The sequence below is a fragment of the Nostoc punctiforme PCC 73102 genome, assembly GCF_000020025.1.
Lineage (GTDB): Bacteria > Cyanobacteriota > Cyanobacteriia > Cyanobacteriales > Nostocaceae > Nostoc > Nostoc punctiforme.
Genome location: NC_010630.1, coordinates 106,947 through 123,028 on the forward strand (window position 1 = coordinate 106,947; position 16,082 = coordinate 123,028).

At 40.3% G+C, this 16,082-nt stretch carries 11 protein-coding genes and 2 pseudogenes; 7 read left to right on the forward strand and 6 right to left on the reverse strand.

Annotated elements, in window-relative coordinates:
* Positions 1–170 precede the first annotated feature (170 nt).
* From NPUN_RS42425 to NPUN_RS43995, 4 genes and pseudogenes are all read left to right on the forward strand, one after another.
* A complete protein-coding gene (locus NPUN_RS42425; protein ID WP_041566761.1) occupies positions 171–578 on the forward strand; it encodes a hypothetical protein in 408 nt (135 codons plus the stop codon).
* A gap of 18 nt (positions 579–596) precedes the next feature.
* Positions 597–2,118, forward strand: a pseudogene (locus NPUN_RS36810) (IS1182 family transposase); the annotation flags it as partial.
* A gap of 125 nt (positions 2,119–2,243) precedes the next feature.
* Entirely contained in the window at positions 2,244–2,741 is a 498-nt protein-coding gene (locus NPUN_RS36815; protein WP_012412908.1) for a hypothetical protein, read from the forward strand.
* A 210-nt stretch (positions 2,742–2,951) separates the two neighbouring features.
* A pseudogene (locus tag NPUN_RS43995) lies at positions 2,952–3,152 on the forward strand (ISNCY family transposase); the annotation flags it as partial.
* A 188-nt stretch (positions 3,153–3,340) separates the two neighbouring features.
* Here NPUN_RS43995 and NPUN_RS38150 read toward each other — a convergent pair.
* The 6 genes from NPUN_RS38150 to NPUN_RS36845 all read right to left on the reverse strand — a co-directional run bounded on the left by NPUN_RS38150 (position 3,341) and on the right by NPUN_RS36845 (position 10,154).
* Positions 3,341–3,745, reverse strand: a complete 405-nt coding sequence (locus tag NPUN_RS38150; protein ID WP_148220523.1) for a hypothetical protein — start codon at positions 3,743–3,745, stop codon at positions 3,341–3,343.
* Positions 3,746–3,866: 121 nt separating this feature from the next.
* A complete protein-coding gene (locus NPUN_RS36825) occupies positions 3,867–4,835 on the reverse strand; it encodes a GIY-YIG nuclease family protein (protein ID WP_012412910.1) in 969 nt (322 codons plus the stop codon).
* A gap of 312 nt (positions 4,836–5,147) precedes the next feature.
* Positions 5,148–5,426, reverse strand: coding sequence for a hypothetical protein (locus NPUN_RS36830; RefSeq protein WP_012412911.1), 279 nt, complete (start codon positions 5,424–5,426; stop codon positions 5,148–5,150).
* A 31-nt stretch (positions 5,427–5,457) separates the two neighbouring features.
* On the reverse strand, positions 5,458–5,874 hold the full coding sequence (locus NPUN_RS36835; protein WP_012412912.1) for a hypothetical protein: 417 nt from the start codon (positions 5,872–5,874) through the stop codon (positions 5,458–5,460).
* A gap of 90 nt (positions 5,875–5,964) precedes the next feature.
* Positions 5,965–7,437 carry an ATP-binding protein gene (locus NPUN_RS36840; protein WP_012412913.1) on the reverse strand — a complete coding sequence of 491 codons (1,473 nt, stop codon included), beginning with the start codon at positions 7,435–7,437 and terminating at the stop codon, positions 5,965–5,967.
* Positions 7,437–10,154: a TnsA endonuclease N-terminal domain-containing protein gene (locus NPUN_RS36845; RefSeq protein ID WP_012412914.1), complete on the reverse strand. Its 2,718-nt coding sequence runs from the start codon at positions 10,152–10,154 to the stop codon at positions 7,437–7,439. Before NPUN_RS36845 ends, NPUN_RS36840 begins: the two co-directional genes overlap by 1 nt.
* A 446-nt stretch (positions 10,155–10,600) precedes the next feature.
* On the opposite strand from NPUN_RS36845, the gene NPUN_RS36850 reads away from it, so the two are divergent.
* From NPUN_RS36850 to NPUN_RS36860, 3 genes are read left to right on the forward strand one after another with little or no spacing between them, the layout of a single operon-like run.
* On the forward strand, positions 10,601–13,210 hold the full coding sequence (locus NPUN_RS36850) for a Mu transposase C-terminal domain-containing protein (protein ID WP_012412793.1): 2,610 nt from the start codon (positions 10,601–10,603) through the stop codon (positions 13,208–13,210).
* Positions 13,204–14,343, forward strand: a complete 1,140-nt coding sequence (locus NPUN_RS36855; RefSeq protein ID WP_012412792.1) for an ATP-binding protein — start codon at positions 13,204–13,206, stop codon at positions 14,341–14,343. Before NPUN_RS36850 ends, NPUN_RS36855 begins: the two co-directional genes overlap by 7 nt.
* A complete protein-coding gene (locus tag NPUN_RS36860; protein ID WP_012412791.1) occupies positions 14,333–15,919 on the forward strand; it encodes a TniQ family protein in 1,587 nt (528 codons plus the stop codon). Before NPUN_RS36855 ends, NPUN_RS36860 begins: the two co-directional genes overlap by 11 nt.
* Positions 15,920–16,082: the final 163 nt, after the last annotated feature.

Consider the following 16,082-nt stretch of genomic DNA (forward strand, 5'->3'; position numbering starts at 1 on the left):
CTGATTCGTAAAGAAAACATTAAGGATACTCAAACTATTACTAAGTCTAAGTCTAAGTTTCAGCAAATAAGTGCTTTATTAACTCAAATTCCTGAAATCCTTATAAGGTAAGTATTTTACTTGAGTTTACAAATTAGTTCTTATCCAAGATTAAGAACTTGGTTATTTTGATGTGGCAAAATCCTAGCTTTCTGGTAAAAACTTTTTCTGTGTCACTGAGAATCAGTGACACAGAAAAAGTAAAACTACTGTCCTACAAAGCTTTCAGCGTCAGCTTGAGCGTTGCCATAAAAATGGCTAAAGTTGAGCTGGTCGATATGTTTTTTTATACCGCAGACATGACTTGTTTCGACATCGACGAATTTTTAGCTGTAGTTTTACTACCCCGTTTAACGTTCTTATATGTCGAGGATTATTGTATTCATTCCACATTGCTTGACCGCACGAGGGGCATTTTTTTTGAACACAATCGAGTACTTCAAACGATGTTGCCTCTGGTTTTAAACTTTTTCTTGCCAAGTTTTTGCACCATTATTTCGCTACAAGGTCAAGATTACAGGATTTCCGCTCTTCTCTAGTAAGTTTTGCCACGCTAGGATTTTACCGCTTTGTATCCCACTCATGGTCAACCAACAGTTAGACCTTGGCGACTGGCGTTAATCTGTGTGCTGCAATTTATTGAAGATTTGCCAGATCGACAAGCTGCCGAAGCTGTCCGCAGTAGAATTGATTGGAAATATGTTTTGGGGTTGGAACTGACTGATTCAGGTTTTGATTTTTCTGTGTTGTGTGAATTTCGCGCCCGATTGATGGTAGGTGGTGCAGAACAACAACTGCTAGACACGTTACTGAGGCAATTTAGAGAGCGCGGATGGCTCAAAGAAAGAGGAAAACAGCGCACTGACTCCACCCATGTGCTGGCTGCTATCCGTAACTTGAACCGACTCGAAGGGGTAGGTGAAACTCTACGTGCAGCCCTCAATTCACTAGCTACAGTCGCGCCCGATTGGTTGCGTTCATGGGTACCTTCAGAATGGTACGAGCGTTACGGTCGGGCTGTAGAAGAATATCGCTTACCCAAGGGCATTGCCGCACGCACCTGAATATGCCGAGATGATTGGCACAGATGGTATGCAGTTACTGATAGCTGTATGGGCAGAAACTGCCCCAGATTGGCTTGCTCATGTGCCCATCGTCGAAATTCTGCGACAGACTTGGGTACATCAATATTATGTGGAGAATGACCAAGTAAGATTGCGGGCTGCCAGTGACTTAGCCCCTTCTGGTAGTCGTTTTGACTCTCCTTATGACATCGATGCTCGCTTTGGTAATAAACGCAGTGTGACTTGGACTGGGTATAAAGTGCATCTGACCGAAACTTGTGATGAGAACCAAGTCCATTTAATTACTCATGCCATTACCACCCAAGCTCAGGTTTCAGATGTTACACAAACTGCATCTATTCACGAGGCATTGGCTGCCAAAGACCTGCTCCCCAGTCAACACATTGTTGATGCTGGCTATGTCGATAGTAATCTTATCGTCACTAGCCGTAAACAGTATGGAATAGATTTAGTCGGCCCAGTCCGCCCGAATGTTAGTTGGCAAGCTAAAACGCCTGGCGGTTATGATATCAGCCAGTTTACAGTGAGCTGGAATACAAAACGGGTGACTTGTCCTCAAGGTAAAAAAAGTACCAAAAAGTGGGTTCCGACTCAGGACAAGTGGGGCAATGCAGTGATTAACGTGAGATTCCCCCGCAAAACTTGCCGACTTTGCAACGCCCGTGCTTTATGCACCCGCTCGAAAACTGAGCCAAGAGAATTGACACTGCGCCCAAAGGCAGAATACCTTGCATTGCAAACCGTGCGACAACAACAGCTTTCCACGGATTGGAAAAAACTCTATGACGCAAGAGCAGGAGTTGAAGGAACGTTGTCTCAAGGAATTGGCAGCTTGGGGCTGCGACAAGCTCGCTACATTGGTTTGGTTAAAGTTCGGCTCCAGCACTTGCTGACTGCCGTGGCTCTTAATGTGGTGCGGATGGTTGCTTGGTTACATGGCCGAACCCATGCGAAAACCAGAATTTCTCGATTTGCTGCTTTAGCTCCAGTGTGAAGCAAGAGCTTTCAATCCAGATTACCAATAATATCTATTAAGATCATCCTTCTCCATGTAATACACAGATAACCCTCTGCTACCTAATGAGCTAAAATAACGGTGTAATACATGGAGAAGCGGTTATGAAACGTGATATCCAGGGGAAGTTTGCCCTGAAAAATGAAGATTATCGTTTAGTTCGCTCGTTAAGACTAACTGATTCCACGTGGGTAGCTTTGGGCATCACATCTGAATGCTTGGGTCTTACTAGGGCTGACTATTTAGAGCAGATCATTCGTGAAAAAGCTCTGCCAAGTACGGTTTCTCCAAGTAATACACGGGAGAAAGATTTCCTTTTTCCATGTATTACAAGGCAAAATACGGATTCACCACCGCGTAATACACGGTTTCAGGAGGAAATAGAAGTACTCCTTGCTGAAATACAAAATCTCAGTCAAAAGAATGCTGCATTGATGCAACGAACAGCAATTGCTTTCTCCCAAATAGAACTTGAGCTTTTACGCGATCGCATTTTGCTTGATTTGAAATTAGGCAAGCAAGCCCCTGGATACAAAGCTGTTCAAAAAGCTCTCAATCGTTTCATCGCTGAATTGACTTACCCAAACACAAGCGTTTTTTGACTTCGCCAACAGCATCATCCTCTTAAGTTGGCGTAAAAAAAACCAAAGTATGTAAAGATAAGTAAATACATAAAATGCATCTACCGAGGTTACTAAGACATGGGCGCTCGTTAAAAAGGGAACTACAGTACAGAACGTGTAAAATTTGAATCTAATCGTTCTGGTCAAACTTTTGTTACATAGTTATAAATTTTCCCGCCCACTTACTTAGAGCAAGAAGGGTCACTCGCTCTACCACAGAGCGAATTTGGTTTGGATGTGATTGCTTATATAGGAGCGTTACGATACCAGGAACATAGAAGTGTTCCCCAAATACACACTCACCTTGAATTAAAGGGTATATGTATAAGTCAAAGAACGGTCACGCACCTAATTGACAGATATGACGAATTACTTTCTTGTGATTTGAATCATAAAATAAACTTTTAGCTCACAATATGCTTCAGAAAGCATTAACCATTTTATGCTTCAAAAATCGGCGAAAAAGTAGAAGACATGTTCCATGTAATACACAGTTAAGGGGTTAGATTTGGCAAAGCTGTCATGAAGTACAAACTAAACTGTTTAGTTTAAATATCAAGCATCACCATCTAAAGCCCTTAAATAGATACAGTTAAGATTTTAAACAACCAGTCTTCTAGAGGTACGCCGAATTCTTCTGGAATCTGTTGTTGTATCTTGGTGTATTGAACCTGATTCCAATATGCAGGATTAAATATACTGTGCGGAACTTCTACATCAACTAATTGTGGATTTTCCATAACACGACACCACATTCTGGCTCGATAATCAATTGTGAGGTTCCCAAAAGGTAACTCAATCCAATAATGCGGTGACACTTGACCATGCCCAACCCATCGGAACGAACCGTACCAAATTAGATGTTCAATACCCTCATTAAATAAAATAGTAGAGAGAACTTTGCTATGCCCATCACACTCCGTTGGGGAATTATTCCAAACACCTAATTCTTCACGTAGCTGCTCAATAAAATCATTATTCATTCCAAGCATATTTATTCTCCAATAGTACTTTCAATTTGCGAACTGTATTGATTGTCATATCAGCTTGTGTTGCTGTTTGACGCAATAATAATTTCTCATCAAGTGCTGCAATTACTCCTTGTTAAGCACGTTCTTCTTCAATTTCTTCAATTAACTGCTCAATCCAACTAGGTTTACCTGCTAGAATATCTACTTCAAACTCTGATAACTGCTTTTTTTTCATCCGCCGCAAATCTCGCAATGCAGCAGTCGCATCTTCCGGGTTGTCAAATTTGTAATATTCAGTCAAACTCCCAATAGAGCAATTGTAGTCAGCATATCTATATTTAAAATATTTCTCTACATTCCCTCGATGCGACCAGTGTCCTAAAACTTTGATTGAAACATGAGAAAAATGTTTGACCAAATCAGTTTGAACTTCAGCTACGCGTGCTTGTATTTCCCGCCTAGTCACACCAATTTTATAAAATGTTTCTTTATCAGTATCAATTTGAAGGTAATACAGAGTATTCGATAAAATTTTCTTTAATTCGGCGCGATATATTTGCAGATCCCAAAGACATTCATGAAAATTTGATGCATCATCAAGATAAGCAACTTGAACTTTTTTCTCTAACTGCTGCAACTTCTCCCACAATATTGATTCTTGCACTTGGTTGAACAGCATTAACGATAATGCACCAACAGGTATCTTACCTAGCTTGGTAAACTGGTATTCTCCATAGAGACGGTATTCATTGTACTCTAACAATTTTTCTTTAATAAAAATTGAGTTAATTTTACTCTCATAAATACCTTTGTTCTTCCATCCGTATCGATTCCAAAGGGTCTTGATCTGTTGGAGTTCTTTACCTGTTAGACATATATTGAAGTTATTGTATAAAGGTAAAGTAGGAATTTCACGTTCACTGCGATTAGCTACTTCTCTGCAAGTAAAGTTAGTGTGTGCGAAGTGGTGTTCTTTACGATTTCCCTTTTTCGCCGTCAACTCACCACCACAGTAGGGACACTTTAACTGAGTTCTCCCTCGTAGAACATCTTCAATCGGTACTAAGATCAAATCTAGGTCAACACCATACCTGAGCCACATTTGGGAATACCTTTTATTTGATACACCAGGAAAGGTAGGCTTGAAAAGCGCGTAATGATATTTTACTGTATCAAAAAAAGCTGCTGTAAAATAAATAATTCTTAAGGAATTTATCTTAAAAAGAAATACGTTTAAATTCCCAAATTAACATTGTCCAGTCATAACCATCAGAATCAACTACACTAATGTACCATCTAAAAGAGGCTGTATACCTCTTTAATGCCATTGACTTAACTAACATATTCTCTTCATCAGTAGCGTCGGAGCTATGACCTGCTTGAATTAAATCACCAACTCTAGTAATTTCATATATTAATCAAGTGTTGAATAATCAGAAAGTTCTGTTGTTTCTAACTCACTTAAAAAGCCAGTTAATGCAAATGGACATTTACAACTAAGCTCTTTTTCTAAAAAATCAGCATTTAAGTGATATTCAAAACACACAGTATCAAAAATATCCTCAGTAGTTAATTCTAGATTTTCATCTAATTCCACTATTCGTGCTTCTATTAAGTAAATTAGCTCTTTACTAGAGAAGTAAGTTTTGATTGTAGAAGTAATTATTAGATGATTTATTTTAGTAACTATCATTTTAACTCTCCGATGATTTTAAACATAATCTTCAAATTGGTAAATGCTGTTGTAAGATTGGGTGCAAAGAAGCAGCAATTGCCTCAAACTTATCACCATCTGGATAGGGACGAAGAATTTCCTCACCGTCTTCGTTCAACCACTCTTGTCGTATTGGAGTGTACTCAAGCGATAGAATTGCAGTTCTCCACCAGCCAGATAATGCTAAATGTTCCCCAGACCAAAATAGCCGGAAATCAACCTTCTTATTTCGATAAACTTCACTAATAGGATTAGAATAAGGACGGTTTTTAGGATCAAAAGTCTCAGTAAAATAGCCTTGAAAATCAATTACTAAAAAATCTTTTTTAATTTCTGCTGTTAATTTAAAACGAGAGTGTAGATAATGAGCAGATAAAATTTTAGCGGCTGCTAATTCAAATTCTATAGGTAAAGTAGATAAACTCATTAATTAATAATTTCCTTGAATACCGATGCGAACATTATTGAAAAATTGATACCCTTGATAAAAACTGTTTACTACTGAATTTTTTGATGTTCACTCAAGTCCAACAGTGTCTCGTTTGGGTTTGCGTTGCCCAACACGTTGGGAAGACTTTTTAGGCATTTTCTGTTTAGTTGCAGCTTCATCATCAATTGTCTTCTGTTCTATTATGGGACTGACAGTAATATTTGTTTCTAGTGGTGTCTCACTAATTGAAGAATCAGTTTGTTTTGTCTTCTTGCGAGTTTGTTTCTTCTTGGGGACTGGCTCTATAGAAGTTTTGCCTGGTGTAGTAGAAGGCGTTTCATCTATCGTAGAACTGACGGGCTTTTTACGAGTCCGTTTCGCTTGAGATGGTGGTTTGTCAGATTTCGGAGGCGATGCTACCACATCTGCTGCGCCCTTTGATAAATCCACCGCAGTTTTTGGTACAGATGTAGAACCCATTCCCATCTGTAGCAAATGCCACAAATGTTCACGGCGACTTTCCATATAAGAGAGTTTTTGTTCTCCCTCAGTGGTATCCAATGCCATACGTTCACATTGGGCTAGTGTTAGGGTATGTTCATGCAATCTTTCTAAACTAAGAGTGTCGTGGCCATCATGTGCTACCGCTGCCACAGCCCGTATAAGCCAGTCTTTGAGTACCCCAACACAACCAATGCAACGTTCATAGAAATAAAGCCAATGCTGCATTAGCTCTCTTACATCAACATTCATCGGTACTTGCATCAGGAGTGCCAATAATGCGGCTTGAAAATCCTGACGGTCAAGTTCATTTTGATACAGATAACGCGGAAAATGGATATCTAGTCCCCGCCGGGATGCTTGACCACTTAAATTGCGGAAATTTAGCAGTTCGTAAGTCCCAATGAGAATGTGTAGCACACCCGTAACGTTGGTCATAGACTTAATCCAGTCCAACTGGTCTAAAAGCTTACCAGCACTTGCACCAGTCCCAATCTTCATTAAGTGCTGTGCTTCGTCCAAAATCACCGCCCGCACTCCGCGTTTGGTCATCGCTTCTTCTAATGCGTGGCGCAGTTCGGGAGAATCATTAAACTGCGCTGTTTTAGTCCGGGAGCGTCCTTTCTTCTCCCAAGTCTGCTCCGCATCAATATCTATCAGCATCCGCCGCTCATAGAATGGTTCTCCCAAAAGCTTTAGCGCAGTGCGGTAATAATCTGCGCGATTAAACACCCCACCGTCAGATGGTCGTGTTTCTAACAGCAATAACGGCATCAGGGGCTGACTGCCGTTACGATAGCTTAAGGAATTGGATACACCTGGTAACTGTTCGGGTACATTCTCATTTAACCGTTTAGCAATCTGCCGAATCATCGTTGTTTTACCCACACCGCTTGGCCCATAAACCAACACATGAGCAAATCCGGCGGGTTCTCGAATCGCACGCATCAACAACATATCTACCCGTGCTAACTGGGGATGTAAAACTGCATACTCCTTAAACTGAGTTAGTTTGAGGTGCATTTGGTCGTTTTGATTAAGGCTCTCCAAATTGTCCATTAACGGTATTCCCCTAGTATCGGCAGTCGTGTGAGATCCAACAGTTCAATGTTGTTTTGCAGTGCTGGCAATTGTTCGTCATCTTGACTGTGTGCTTCTATCTCCGGCTCAAGAGTGCTGACTGGGGGAAACTGGGGTACACCTTCCTTATTGAGTGTTAAATTCTCCAGTACCCCAACAGCTTCCAAATCCCGTAATCGTTGCATGAGTAAGATTTCATGTTCTTGCACCGCCGCGATGAAGTCTGCAAGGCGTTTGGCAGAGATATTTGTACTCACAGCATTACGCTTATCTTGCTGTCTGATTTCTTGGGCAGCTAATAGCACTTCTTTCTCCGTGCGTCCGGCAAAGGTGCTGTAATACTGGGAGATACATTTGACCCATCTTCCCTCTAAGTACGCATAAGCTACACCCATATCAAAAGGGTCATAGCGTACACTGACTTTGGTCTTTTCGACAACCGGATTGCGGAAAGCATCGTTCCAGTAATAAAGATAATTGACTTTAATTCCCTGTCCCGGCTGAACTTTAGCGTTGCCTTTGGGTGTACTAGGGCGTGTTGCCATGAGAAAGTCTTCGTTGTATGCAATACGTCGGTGTTCCCTCTCCCCTGTGGCAGCCATTGCGTCAGTATAAACTTGTAATGGTGTCTCACCCAAGGAATCATGTACGCTTGTGTCATAAATGGTGTATGCCCACTCACTCAGGTAGGTATGTAAAGAAGCTAATGTCCAAACGGCAAGTTGTTTGGGGTCAACAGAAGAAGTGAGTTGACGCGGTTGTTTACTGGCTTGGGTGTTGCCCAGTAAGTTAAAGATAAATTCAGTATTAGTTGTTCCGAATAATCGCTCAACTACTGAGCCAAAACGAGGTTTTGCACCAGGACGAGTCTTTTTGATGCAGTGGTAGCGTGCTAATAAGGTATCAAAGTAAACGCTATGAAATTCCTTACCGCCATCTACAACTACAGATTGGGGAAAACGACCAAAACGCTGGACGCACAACCGTAGTGCCATCATGCAAGACCTGTAACTGGGTGGGTCAAAGGTGAGATAAACTGCTAAGATGCGTCGGGAGTAGGCATCAATCAGTAATGTCAGCCAAGGTCGTCCTAAGTTCCGACCAGTTACTTGGGAGCGTAATTCGATATCGAGTTGGGTGTGGTCAAGATGACAGATAGCAAAAGGTCTGTCTCCATGCCGGGGTGTAGTTCTAGCTAGTTCTAAGACAATCGGTTCTGTTGCGTATGCGGCTTTTGCTCCCTGACGTTTTAAAGTCTGCTCATGGATTGGACGCTTTTTTAGCCGAGTATAAAATGTGCGCTGACTCAGTGGAGGGATGTTGGCTGTACAGCAGGCTCTTGTATATGCCCGATAAACGGAAGCGGCTGGAGCTTGCCTTGGTGTCTCGAAGTGTTCTGTAATAAATTTATCTAGTAAAACGCTGGTATCTGTTGGTGCTTTGGATAGGCGATTTCCTCTATTATTTGTACGTGGGAGCAAACCAACATAACCGCAACCAAAAGTGGCTTCCGCTTCCCGAAACTGTTTTACCCATCGAGATAAGGTGCTTTGAGGTATGTCCTTCCCTATATCTGTGTGATGCTGGAAATATGCTTGTACTAAATGAAATCTGCGATTGGCTCTTTGTAGATCCGCAGGCGAGGCGGCATCCATCAATTCACGCACTCCCTCATTGATGGTTGTTTGTTTTTCTGAGGTGAGAATATTGATAGTGCTACTGTCGAATAATTGCAGAAAAAATGCTGTGGGCAATTGCATTGGTTGCCCGACTGCGGGTAGCAGTGTGGTTGTAGTCTCGCCCAAGTTAACTAAAGTCCAAAGTTGTGAGTCCCAGACTAATAAGGTATTAGGCAAGAGTGTTGTGGGTGAGGTGATTTTTCGATGATCCCCAGTTGTCCCTATGGCTAAATATGTATGAGCAGTATGAGTTTGCTCATCTGCCCATAGCTGAACTCGCCAATGTTCCACTAGGGGAACTGCATACAAGTCCACGTAGAGTTGCTCTGTGGCAATCATGGCGTAAATATCGTTAGCACGCACTCCGGGAATGGTTGCAAGTGTGGCGGCTATAGTTATTCCTGGACTGGCTTTAACTGAAGACAGTATTTGTTCTGTAATGGAAAGGGGGACATTGGCGGTGAACCTAAAGTAGTCTTCTAAAAACATTAGGTTCTGGGTGAATATGGGATTTAGTTCGGTATCGGTGCGAACATGATATTTGAGTCCATAAGATTCGGCGTAAGCTTCTCCTGGTGGGCAATGCCAATGACCAGTTTCAGTTTTTTGGTAGCGTGAAGGGTATTTTTGGGCTAGTCGTTTTAATTCGGTTTCGGTTTTCCATTCTTCCCAAGCTGCACCTGTCGTCCGCAGTACGAAGAAGTCTGGGGTATGGTAATGACCTATATTTCGTCCGTTTTGGTTTTGGTACTGAATTTTAAATGGAGGTGGTTGGTCGTAGAACTCTAACACCTGTGGGTCGTGTTCCATTTGGTAAATCGCCCATAGTTCTACTGTGTGGCTCTCAAATTGAATGGTTTGACCCATTTTGCGGCTAGGGTAAACTCCACTGACGTTCTTAGCGCGTCCTTGTACTCTGCGAGAAGGTGGGGCAGCGCGAATTGCGGCGATTATTAAGAGTATTTGTGCCGTTAGTTGCTGTTGCTTACACCAATGGTCAAATTCATCGTCTGTCATGAGAATGCTTCTCTTTGCCAGGAGGCGGTTTTAGGCTTTCAGTACGCAATACCAAACTACAGAGGCATGGTTTTAAGTGAAGCATATCTTGGAATTTTGAACCATATTTTGAATTGAAAGTTTATAAGTGGGCAATTTTTTCAAAGATTTTTTGTGCAAGTTTCATTCAATTGTGTTTTTTCAACTCATTTTTTAATTATGCTTCAGAATTTTAACTCTCTCTCATGATTTGATTCAAAGTTTTATGTTGGGATTGGTGAGAAAGTCCGAAATTGCGTTAACTCTTGTCACTTAAAGGATATTGTGGCCGTTTTTAAACCATAAAGTGGCCGCAGTCATCTGAACTGGTAAGTATAAATATTTATATCAATAAAAGACTGTTTAACTGGCGAAAGCCTAGATTTGTGGTAAGAGCTTGTTGCGGCTTTAAAAGCTTGGGGGCCAATATGTTGAGCGACCAAGAGTTTAATGATTGGTGTCGCGGCGTAAATTTACCACAAGAGGCTAGGCAATTAATTTCCCAAATCCGTGCCTCTGAACCAATTCGGCGAGTCAAAAGCAGTGGTATAAATGTCCGGGGCGACTACGCCAGTCGCAAAATGGGAAAAACTATTCAATTTGAGTCCCATAAAATTGAATTGCCAGGTGTAGAGGAGTACGAAGAAGACGCAGATGTACTCGAATACTACGACCAAGCATATCAAATTACTCTAGAATTCCCCTCAAGCAGTGGGGAAATAATCAAAGCTTCGCATATACCAGACTTTTTCGTAATTCGGAAGCGGAGTGCAGGTTTTGAAGAGTGGAAACCAGAATCAAGATTAGAAAAATTAGCAGCTAAACAATCACAACGTTATATGCGTTCAGAAGATGGGCAGTGGTTAAACCTGCCAGCAGTTGCTTATGCAGAAAAATTAGGACTGTATTACCGAATTCGGTTAGATACAGAAATTGATTGGATTAAATACAGAAATCGACTATTTCTCAAAGCCTATACTACTGAAGATTACCAAATTGACCCAGAAATAGCTGAAAATTTGGTGAAGTTAATTAGCTTAAATCCGGGCATAAGTTATTGGGAAATGATTCATACTCAACAGAGCAATCCTGATGACATAAATGCTTTAATAGCTACAAAAAAAATTTACATTAATTTGAGTGCCGCACCCTTAGCAGAGCCAGAAAAAGTACAGCTTTTCCGTGACCAAGAAATCGCGGTAGCTTATGTACAAATGATAAAATCGCAACCGAATAATGGAACGATTCTGAATATTTTAGATGTTAAACCCAATCAACTGGAACCTAAAACTCATAATCAAGTAAAAATGTCTCCAAAAGCAATGGAGCGTTTTTTGAGAGCTAGTCCTGAAGACTTGGCAGAAGCTAACCGAAGATATGAAGTAATTGAACCTTATCTTAATGACAGTTATAGAGATAAAGAAACTGTTCCACAACGTACTATTCGCAGATGGAAGGCTAAGTTTATAGCAGCACAAAAGGCGTACAAATGTGGTTATATTGGGCTGCTAAATAACTCTAATGCTAGAGGCAATCGCTTACCCAGAATTTCTCAATCGTCTCAAGATTTCATTGACAAAATAATTGAAGAATATTATGAAACTTTTCAACAAAGAAGCAAACTAGCTGTTTATGGAATTCTAGCAAGAGAATGGGAGAAAGCAGGTCTAACAGATAAGCTGCCTAGCTACGCTACATTTTGTTCTAGAATTCAACATCGTTCTGGTTATAGGCAAACAAAAAAACGTAAGGGAAACAGAGCAGCTTATCAACAATCTTTATTGTATTGGGAGTTGAAATTAACCACACCATGTCATGGCGACCGTCCATTTGAGATAGCACACATTGACCATACGCAACTGGATATTGAGTTAGTATGCTCCCGAACAGGTTATCTTCTTGGTAGACCTTGGGCAACTCTGTTAATCGATGCTTACAGCCGACGTATTCTCGCAGTTTACCTAACTTTTGACGAGCCAAGCTACCGTAGTTGCATGATGGTATTAAGAATCTGCGTACAGCGATTTGAGAAATTACCAGAGACAATAGTTGTTGACGGTGGGACAGAATTTAGTAGTACATACTTTGAGACCTTGTTAGCGGCTTTTGAATGTACCAAAAAGCAGCGACCAGCTGCGAAAGCCAGATTTGGTTCAATTATTGAACGTATTTTTGGAACTACAAATACAGAGTTTTTTTATAATCTTAGAGGCAACACTCAAATTACTAAGAATGTCCGCCAAGTCACGAAATCAAATAATCCCAAAAATCAAGCTGTTTGGACACTAGATCAACTCTACGAAAACTTTTGTTCATATTGTTACGAATTCTATGATTGCAGAGAACATCCAACATTAGGACAAAGCCCACGTCAAACTTTTATGTCAGGGCTAAATTCAAGTGGTTATCGCCCTCAGAAACAGATTATTTATGATGATAATTTTAAGATTTTTACCTTACCTTCTACACCTAAAGGAACTGCAAAAGTTCAACCAAGTAGAGGCGTGAAAATTAATTATCTCTACTATTGGTCAATTGATGATTCGTTCATAAGACCAGAAATTGAAGGAACTAATGTACCTATTCGTTACGACCCTTTTGATATGGGGACTGCTTATGCTTACGTTAAGGGACGTTGGATACGCTGTATTTCTGAACATTACAAATCCTTCCAAAATCGTTCCGAAAAAGAAGTGAACATAGCCAGCACACAATTACGTCGAAAAAGGCAGAAACACGCTCAAAGAATTACTCTATCTGCCCAAGAAAAAGCTACATATTTAGAAGGAACTGAAGCCCAAGAAACTTTGTTATTACAACGCTTACATGATTTAGCACAACAAGATATTTGGGTTTTAATTGAAAAAAGCTCAGTTATTGAAAGTAAATTAAGTAAACACAATTATTCAGCTAATGTTCAAGATGTAGATAAAAATATTTTGGCAGGTTCAGAAAGCATTAAAAAGCCAAAATCATCAGCAAAAAAATTAATAGATTTAACCAAAATAGAAGCTTACAATACAGAGGAGCTATGGTAAAAATTCAGTCGCACTCTTTTCCAGAAGAACTTCTCTTACAGCCGAACGAAATTAAAACTGATTATTTCAAAAGTATCACTATTCCACATCAAAGGCTCAAACAAGCCTTAGATACTTTATTAATTAATATTCTGGAGCCAGCTGACACTTTAGTATTTTTAGTTTTTGGTGTGACTGGTGTAGGAAAAACAACCTTACGCTTGCGTCTGGAAAATCTGCTAAATTACGAATTTCTCCCCTCATTACGCCAAAATCCTGGTCAAATTGCTGTTGCTGGTATTGAAGCTATTCCAACAGAACAAGGAAAGTTTAGCTATAAAGATTATTACACTCGCGCCCTAGAATCCCTTCAGGAAGTTTTGATTGAATACAAAATTGATTATGAAATTCCTCACGGTGAGGTAAAGGATTTGGGGTTGCTAAATCGGGCTTACCGCCAAGATTCGCCCGCATTACGCCGAGCAATGGAAAAAGCATTTCGTTATCGTCAGGTAAAAGCTTTTACTGTAGACGAGGCACAGCATTTATTTATGATGGCAGGCGGACACCAGATGTTACAGCAAATGAACTGGATTAAGTCTATTGCTAATCTTACTGGTACAGTACATATTTTATTTGGAACTTATGAACTGCTTAACTGTCCTACCTTGAATGGGCAAATAGGGCGGCGTAGCGAAGATATTCACCTGTTACCTTACCAAGCTGATAACCCAGAAGATATTGCTGAATTTATTAGAGTAATTAGAACTTTTCAACGCCACATTCCGCTTGTACAAGAACCAAAATTAGAACAACACTATGAGTATCTTTTTTCTGGCTCAGTTGGTTGTGTGGGGCTATTGAAGAATTGGTTAACTCGTTCTTTGAGAGTTGCCTATTCTGAAGAAGCTCGGACTCTTAATAGCAAACATCTTAAATTAGGTGCTTTTTCTGCATCTCGTATCAACAAAATTAAGGAAGAAGCACAACAGGGATTTAAACGCTTTCAAGAAGAATCCAGTTTTTTTGAGCGGCAATATTCAACAGAACATGGAATAAAAATGCCAGCCAAAAATTCCCTACTCAAAAAAGGTCGTGTTGGACAAAGAAAACCTAAAAGAGATGATGTAGGGGTAAATTCAGATGATGACTAACATGGCGGTTAACGATGAATTGTGGCTCAAAGACCCAGAATTTACTCCCAGTCCTAGCCGGTTGTTTCATCTGGAACCGATTGGACTTGGTACTTGTTATGTTGAAAGTCTGACTAGCTATGTTGCTCGTCTAGCCGCAGCTCATAGCGTATTGCCTGGAACTTTATTGGCTAGAGAGATAAAACCAATAGTTGGGCATAACCATACTACCAATCCCTTGAATTCTAAAAGTATCGTAAGTTTGTATGGACAAGCTTCTGTAAAAGCTTTAAACGGAACACAAATTGGAGCTAAACAACTGGTTTTTGCTCTAGAAATATTGACAAAACGTACTGACTTACAGTTTTTGACAATGCTACCTTGGGCAAAAGTCTTCCCAGTTTTGGGATTGCTCAAGCATTCTCATGCTTGGTGTCCTTATTGCTATCAAGACTGGTTAAATAATCAACAAGTCATTTATTCACCTCTGCTGTGGGCTTTGAAACCAGCTAACATTTGTCCCATCCATTATCGATTTTTAGAATCAAAATGTCCTCACTGTGACCTTGAATTTTTACACCTGTGGCATAACTCACGACCTGGATTTTGTCTGAAATGTGGTGGTTGGTTGGGGATGAACTATGAAGTATCTTTGCCAGATAAGAGATTGTTCGAGGAGATACCCAATTTACAGCAAGAGATTTGGATAGTTAAGACTTTAGGAGATTTAATTGCTCAAGCTCCTGAATTTCCTTGTCCACCTCCAAGAGAGACTATTAAAACAATCCTAGAAGCTTACGTCTATCAATATACTCAAGGTAATGTTTCCGCTTTTGGTCGTTGGCTTGGGTTATCGAGATATGAAATTCTACATTGGTATTCAGGTGTAGCCATCCCAAATTTAGATAAACTTTTGAAAATCTGCTACGCCTTATCAACTAATCTTGTCGATTTTCTTCAACTTAAAATACTACCTCTTACTCTTAAGCAGCTAGTTTCTCTACCTGCTCCTAAACAGAAAAAATTATCATCACAGTCTGCTTTAGTTACTTCAAATAGTAGTCCTAAGTGCGAACGAGTTATTCAGGCGATGCAACTAGCTCAAGAAGAAGAACCACCTCCTTCTTTAACTCAATTAGCTGTTCGTTTAGGATTCAAAACTCCTAGTAGTTTAACTGCTTGCTCAAAATCTTTATCAGCATCTTTGGCTACTAGATATAGTGAATATCAACAGCAGCTAAGATTTTTACACATCAGAGACATACTTGAATTAGCTTTGTTTAGCGACGAGTATCCACCACCTTCTCTAAGAAAAATAGCTAAGAGAACTGGTATTGGTTTGGCTACTTTCTACCACTATTGCCCTATTGTGTGCCATGCTATTTCTTTACGCTATAAAGATTACCGCAAATTCGTCCATAAACTAGCTATTGAGCAAGGCTGTCGAGAAGTACGCCAACTCGCTTCAGTACTTCATGCACAAGGCATTACCCCTACTGCTAAAAATCTCAGAAAATTTATGCCTCATCCCTCTTTGCTGTGGCAGGCTGAGGTAATTGATGTTTTAAGGCAGATAAGACTGGATCTTTCACAGTAAATCTTATTTATTCGCCTTTCTCTAAGGTTTTACTACTGCGGCCACTTTATGCTTTAAAAACGGCCACAATATCCTTTAAGTGACAACTCTTCTCGATTTATGATTCAAAATTTTTCCCACATTATGATTCAAAGCACATTTCTTTATGGCTAAAAGACCATAA

What these genes read in the sequence shown, in the direction of transcription:
- NPUN_RS42425 (WP_041566761.1), top strand. Translation starts at nt 171, where the DNA reads ATGTGGCAAAATCCTAGCTTTCTGGTAAAAACTTTTTCTGTGTCACTG.
- NPUN_RS36815 (WP_012412908.1), top strand. Translation starts at nt 2,244, where the DNA reads ATGAAACGTGATATCCAGGGGAAGTTTGCCCTGAAAAATGAAGATTAT.
- NPUN_RS38150 (WP_148220523.1), bottom strand. Translation starts at nt 3,745, where the DNA reads ATGAATAATGATTTTATTGAGCAGCTACGTGAAGAATTAGGTGTTTGG.
- NPUN_RS36825 (WP_012412910.1), bottom strand. Translation starts at nt 4,835, where the DNA reads ATGTGGCTCAGGTATGGTGTTGACCTAGATTTGATCTTAGTACCGATT.
- NPUN_RS36830 (WP_012412911.1), bottom strand. Translation starts at nt 5,426, where the DNA reads ATGATAGTTACTAAAATAAATCATCTAATAATTACTTCTACAATCAAA.
- NPUN_RS36835 (WP_012412912.1), bottom strand. Translation starts at nt 5,874, where the DNA reads ATGAGTTTATCTACTTTACCTATAGAATTTGAATTAGCAGCCGCTAAA.
- NPUN_RS36840 (WP_012412913.1), bottom strand. Translation starts at nt 7,437, where the DNA reads ATGGACAATTTGGAGAGCCTTAATCAAAACGACCAAATGCACCTCAAA.
- NPUN_RS36845 (WP_012412914.1), bottom strand. Translation starts at nt 10,154, where the DNA reads ATGACAGACGATGAATTTGACCATTGGTGTAAGCAACAGCAACTAACG.
- NPUN_RS36850 (WP_012412793.1), top strand. Translation starts at nt 10,601, where the DNA reads ATGTTGAGCGACCAAGAGTTTAATGATTGGTGTCGCGGCGTAAATTTA.
- NPUN_RS36855 (WP_012412792.1), top strand. Translation starts at nt 13,204, where the DNA reads ATGGTAAAAATTCAGTCGCACTCTTTTCCAGAAGAACTTCTCTTACAG.
- NPUN_RS36860 (WP_012412791.1), top strand. Translation starts at nt 14,333, where the DNA reads ATGATGACTAACATGGCGGTTAACGATGAATTGTGGCTCAAAGACCCA.